We start from the raw sequence: 6,109 nt of genomic DNA, 5'->3' as shown, positions 1-6,109 counted from the left end.
GATCTCCGCTTCGGGAGAGAAGACGGTCGAAAAACTCTCTCGAACCTTCATCCATCCTGTCTGCGGAATCCGCTACCAGGAGCAGGGGGGTCTCCATACTTTTCAGAGAGTAATAGGCTACCAGAGCTTCCAGATTTCTCCCGTGCCGGGCCTGGGAGTCCAATTGATAATACCCGTCGTCTTCATCCAGGTAGCCCATAAGGGACAGTAAAGGCTCCCGGCTTCTGAGAAATTCATTACGCAGATAATCGGGAGTGCTCTCGTCCATCATGCTATTTTGAAGCTGCTCAATCCAGTCAGATGGATTATCGGCTTCGGACAGGCGGAATGCGTTTTCCAGCTCCTCTTTCAAGGGTTCCATGTAGCGCTGCATCAGAGAGGCAAAGGGAAAATCCGCTCTCTCTATGGTCGCTGATTCACTGGCCTGTGAACCACCGGCGGATGAACCACTGGCCGGTGACCTGCCGGAGCTTGAACCCTGCACCCGGTTCCCCCACAGGGATTCAAGGAGGGCGGTTTTTCCAATGCCCGCTTCTCCCTCAATGGAGACTGCGCCGAAGGATTCCCCCAGGCTCAAGCGGTCCAGGAGTGAGGAAAGAAGCTCATATTCTTCATCTCTTCCGATGAGTCTGCCATGGTCAATGCCCTTCTGCTCTTTACGCTCCAGAAGCCGGGAAATATCCATAGCTTCATCAAAACCTTTGAACTCCCTGCTGCCTGAGGGTTCAAAGCTGAAATGATCCAAGAACTTCCCCGCAGTATCCCGGGGAAGCAGAACCTGACCCGGCTCCCCGGCCATGGCCAGCCGGGCGGAGAGGTTCACCACACGGCCCAGTGCCGTGTAGGTTTTCCTCAAAGGGGCTCCAACATAGCCGGTGAAGGCCCGACCCGAAGCGATGCCCAGGGTGAAACGGCGTTCCGGTGCATCCTTCTTCAGGGCAAGGGCAAAATCCAGGGCCCTTTGGGTATTATTCTCCGTGGCCGCAGGAGCACCGAAGAGGGCCAGCATTACTCCGCCTTTATCCCCCGAATCCGTCATGCTGAGATACCCGCCGTACATCCGCAGCCTGGTTGTAACGGCTGCAAAGGCTTTTCCCGGATCCAGAACAGCTTCATCGTAGGAAATAAATATGCTTGCGATGTCTCTGAATTCCCCCCGGTCGTTGTCCGGGAAAAATCTGATGGGAGCAAAGGCTTCAAGCTGCTCTTCGGAAGGGGCGGCTTGAAGCATCTCCCTGCGCTCCGGGCTGAGAGTATGGTTCCCGGCCGGTTCCTGGAGGATGAAACGCTGCCCTAGGAGTAGAAATCCGTCTTCAAGTTCCGTATAGTTTCTGTCCCCGGGATCATTTCCGGAAGGCATGTTTCCGGAAGGCATGTTTACGGAGGGGCCCAGTACCAGTTCACCCGCCCGGCAGCGCTTCTCAGCCTCCGCCGCCTGCTCCAAAGCCGGCCCCCGGAACAGGTAGCTCTTTCCCCCGTCATTTTTCAAAATCTGCCACTGAATTTCGCCCCCTCCAATGCCGATTTTTACCTTCAATTGAAATTCCCCCCATGGGGTGCTGTGAAGAGGGTGATGATAAAAGTATGCGCCTAACGCCTCACCGCAGGATACGGCGGCGTCCATTACATTCTCGTCCTTCTGATTATCCGGGTGAAATACCACGGTAAATGCGTCCCCGGCGAAGGTGCTCACAAACCCGCCGTGGGCGTAGACGATGTCCAGCAGGGGCGCAAACACCGAATTAATAATGCCCGAAAGATGCTCGGCTCCCTGCTTCCCGTGAACCATTAACGCCTCGGTCATGGCGGTAAAACCGGAAATATCCAGAAAGATCACCGTAGCGCTAAATGATCCTCGGTATTTTTCCTGCAGGTCCTGGTTGATAATGAATCTGGGTACAATATGCATAGTTTACTCTCCGGCAGACTGAGGCCAGTCTTTTTTAGCTGCTACAAAGATCCCTGTGAACAGTGATGAAACCACCGCCAGCCCGGCGGCGATGAACATAATAATGCGAAAGACATGAACAAAACTTTCACGAATGGCCAGCTCACTCCTCTGCTTCAGGGCAGGGGAAAAGCTGTCAGGTACTGTTGTGGCCGCAAGCTCATCGCTTTCTTCCAGCAGCAGCCGAATCTGGTCGTCGCTCATGGCGGCCCCGGCTTCGTTGGATTCCATCCCGCCATTCTCTGCAGAGAAATCGGTTCCGGGGGAGAAAGCGGAGAGGGACGATTCTAGGCTGGCTGAAAAGACCAACAGCGCAACCATTCCCAGGAGGGCCGTGGCTATTACCCCCGCTGCCCGTGAAATTGCGTTATTAATCCCTGAAGCGATTCCCGCATTGCTGCTTTTTACGCAGCCCATAACCGTGGAGGTGAGGGGAGACACCACCAGTCCCATCCCAATGCCCAGAAGAAGTACTCCGGGAAAGTAGGATTTCCAGTACGCCCCCACCCCGGAGGTTATTCCCGGGAGGCCCAGAAGCACGAATCCCGCGGCCACAACAAGGGGGCCATACAAGAGGAAGTTCCGGGGACCGAAGCGGTCGCTTAATCGGCCCACCCAGGGAGACATGGTCATGAGCAGAATTGAGAATGGTACGAATGCCAGGCCGGACTGGAGGGCCGTATAGCCCTGAATCTGGATCAGATTCAGGGGGAAGAAAAACAGGGCACCGCCCAGGGCTCCATAGAGCATGAGGGTGAGAAGATTGGTACCGCTGAATATGGGGTTCTCAAAGAGCTGAAGTTTTACCATGGGTTCGCTGCTACGCCGTTCTATGTAGATAAACAGAAACATGCCGGCGATTCCCGCCAGAAAGAGCAGTGCCGGAACCAGACTCCGGGGACTATTAATCCCAAGTCGTCCAATCTCTGTTGCGCCGAATACTATGGAGCCCAGGGCAAGGGTGGCGCTTACTGCACCTGGAATGTCTGCTTTGCCGCTTCGGGTTTCATCTCTGCTTTCAGGTACTTTTGCAAGGAGAACGCTTAATGCAATCAAACCAAGAGGGACATTAATAAAGAACACCGCCCTCCAGAAGCCGATATCAACAAAAAAGCCCCCCAGTACCGGCCCCAGAATGGAGGTCATGGTTGTGAACGCCGACCAAATGCCGATGGCCTGCCCCCTTTCGGAGGAGGGAATGCTTGCAGAGATGATGGCCAGACTTCCCGGAACCATGAGCGCACCGCCCAGTCCCATGAGCGCACGGAAGGCAATCAGGGCGTTGGTGCTCCCTGCAAAACCCGCAAGCACCGAGGCTGCGGTGAACACTCCGATACCCGCTGCAAAAATGCGTTTGCGGCCGTACATATCTCCCAGGGCTCCCCCAATGAGGATCAGCGCTCCCAGGAAGAGCTGGAAAATATTCACAATCCACAACAGATCGGCCCCGCTGGCCCCAAGATCTCCCTGAATTGCCGGAAGGGCGCTGTTCAACGCCGACTGGCTGATGAAGGCCATGCTGCTCGCGCTGATGGTTGCGCTAAGGATCCAGGTTTTTTGCCTCATATCGCCTCCGGACAGGGTCAGGGTAAGGGACGGATAGTAGACAATATAATTTCAGAAACATGCAGTTACAATGAAAAAATCCCTTCCCCAAAGCATGTGCATTGCTTCATGTAGTATAATAGAAAATTCCCGGTCAAGCTTCCCTATTGAAACCGGTCTTGTAAGTTACACCGGAAAGCGATTTTCGTTTTACCTATGAAAATAACCGTGCTACTATCTCTGCATGAAACTCTCCATGAAACGGCAAAATTCGGTCCCGACGACCTCTCCACGTATTGGTATATTGATATTGACCATGGCCCCGATCCTCCTTCTGGGCTTCAGCTCCTGTGCCTGGCAATCCTCCGGCGCTTCTTCAGAAACTGCACTCCAGCCCGATCTCCAGCTGAGAGACGGCGGACTCCATGTTTCCGCAGGAGAACAGGAGCTTATTCTTCATTCAACTGATGATGGCATGCTCAGCCTGCGCTGGGACGATGAGCGGCTCTCCTCTGCAGAACAAGAGTTTCTAAAGACCCAGCGGATGCCTCTGCCTCCGGCTTCCGCCGAGGTACGGATGCTTGCAAGGAACCGCGCTGCGGCGGGGATGTTTGAAATTGAATCCCGGGCCGGAGGTATTGATGTGTCCCATGAGGGTGAGTTCCTCTGGGGACTGGATTTTTCCGGTGCCGGTCACGGCTCGGATTTCCGGTTTCAAACCGGGGAACAGAACACCCTCTACGGACTGGGGGGCGTGGACGATGATATCAGACTGAACAGTCTCTCCCGCCAGCTGAGAAACGAGGCAAAATACGGCGATCATACATATCTCTACGTGCCCTTTATTTTTTCCCGGGACGGAGACGGCTTTTTTATCCAGGGGCACATACAAGATACCATGGGCTTCGGTTCTGAAGATGAGGGAAGCTTCCAACTGAACCAGCAGCTGGATGAAGGGACGCTCCTGTATTGGCACGAACCTGAAACCCGGCAGCTTGTACGGCGGATCTATGAGCTGGGAGGGGAGCGGCCCCTTGCTCCCGAATGGTTCTACGGCTACATCCAGAGCCGCTACGGGTATCGAAACCAGCGGGAAGCCCAGGAGGTGGTGGAGCAGTTTGCCATCCGCAATATTCCTCTCTCTGCGTTGGTACTGGACCTCTATTGGTTTGAGCGGATGGGGGACTATGATTGGGATGAGGCGAACTGGAATTACGCTGAGCTTGACCGATTTCTGGAAAACCGGGGGGTAAAGACCGTCACCATTACCGAACCCTATGTGCGTGAAGATGCCCTCATGTTTGAACCCCTGGAAGAAATGGGCGCCATGGGTGCGGACCGGAACGGCAATACGGTAACCTGGAACTCCTGGTGGACGTTCTCCCAGTCGAAAGACGGGGGAATGATCGATCTTTTCGCACCGGGTGCGGATGAATATCTGGCAGAACAATACAAACGGATGAAACTCCAGGGCATAGACGGATTCTGGACAGACCTGGGAGAACCGGAAGAGCGGCCCAATGAGATCCTCTTCGGTGGTGCATATGAGGACCGAAGCAGGAGGATCCGGGGATTTCTGGTTCATAACTACTATAATCAGCACTGGTCACAGATTATCCGGGATGCAATGGCCGACATCCAGCCCGCTACCCGGCAGGTCATTCTCAGCCGAAGCGGAAATTGGAAAAGTCCTTCCCTGGGGGTCTCCGTATGGTCCGGGGACGTGCAAAGCACATGGGACGCCCTGGCAGAACAGCCCGCTCAGGGCATCAGCGCCGGACTTACCGGCTTCCAGCTCTGGGGGCATGACGTCGGGGGCTTTATTTCCCGGAACGGGATTCCCGACGCCGAACTTTTTCTCCGCTGGAACCAGTTTGGACTCTGGTCTCCGGTGCACCGGGCCCACGGATCGGGAAGCCCCCGGGAGCCCTTCATTCATGCTCAAAGGGCCGGAAACACCCCGCAGGATGAGCTCATGGCAGCTCTTACCGTCGATGCGGTAATCCTCAGGGAACAGTTGAAAACCTTCTATGAATCCCTTCATCTGGAAAGCATTCGGGATGATCTGCCTATCATGCGGCCGGTATTTCTGGAATATCCCCGGTGGGAGCAGGCCTGGAATATCAGCAATGCATACATGATGGGAACCCATGTGTTTGTGCAGCCTGTCACCGCACCCATGGAGCGGCTGGAAGAGTTCAGCTTGGCGCTGCCACCAGGGCAGTGGTATGACTTTTACAGCGGTGAACGGTATGTGAGTACCGGCGATGGCGAAGAGGCTTCGGGAAGTGAACTCACTCCCGAATATGAGCCGGCACTGGAGAGTGTTCCGGTAATGCTTTCCCCGGGTGCAATCGTTCCCATGGACCCTCCCCGGGATTTCGGTACCCAGAACGAGCCCGTCCGCCGGGGCCGGGGCGTTGTTACCCTGGTTCCCCATGGATCAGCGGAAGGTGAATCGGAATTCTTCTGGCTGAAGAGTGACGGTGTGAGCAGCGTCGACGTGGAAGCTTCGGCGGAACAGCTGCCCGGCGTACGCTTTCTGCTACAGGGGCGGAGTCTTACAGTAAGGCTCACCCCTTCCTATGCCGAAACCCTGGAAGCTGAGCTCGTCCT

3 protein-coding genes are annotated in these 6,109 nt (G+C 55.3%); 1 reads left to right on the top strand and 2 read right to left on the bottom strand.

The window, feature by feature from the left end:
* Together AC52PS_RS06935 and AC52PS_RS06930 are read right to left on the bottom strand one after the other, a co-directional pair.
* Nucleotides 1–1,909 (bottom strand): adenylate/guanylate cyclase domain-containing protein (locus tag AC52PS_RS06935; protein ID WP_495562324.1); only part of this gene is annotated, 1,909 nt, incomplete at its 3' end.
* A gap of 3 nt (nucleotides 1,910–1,912) precedes the next feature.
* Entirely contained in the window at nucleotides 1,913–3,514 is a 1,602-nt protein-coding gene (locus tag AC52PS_RS06930; RefSeq protein WP_495562323.1) for an MFS transporter, read from the bottom strand.
* Between the two features lie 295 nt (nucleotides 3,515–3,809).
* Here AC52PS_RS06930 and AC52PS_RS06925 point away from each other — a divergent pair.
* On the top strand, nucleotides 3,810–6,109 hold a 2,300-nt coding region (locus tag AC52PS_RS06925), incomplete at its 3' end, for a glycoside hydrolase family 31 protein (protein WP_495562322.1).

This window comes from Salinispira sp. (assembly GCF_059431795.1).
Note: the sequence above shows the minus strand (reverse complement) of the source record. Positions and strands in the feature narration are given on the sequence as shown.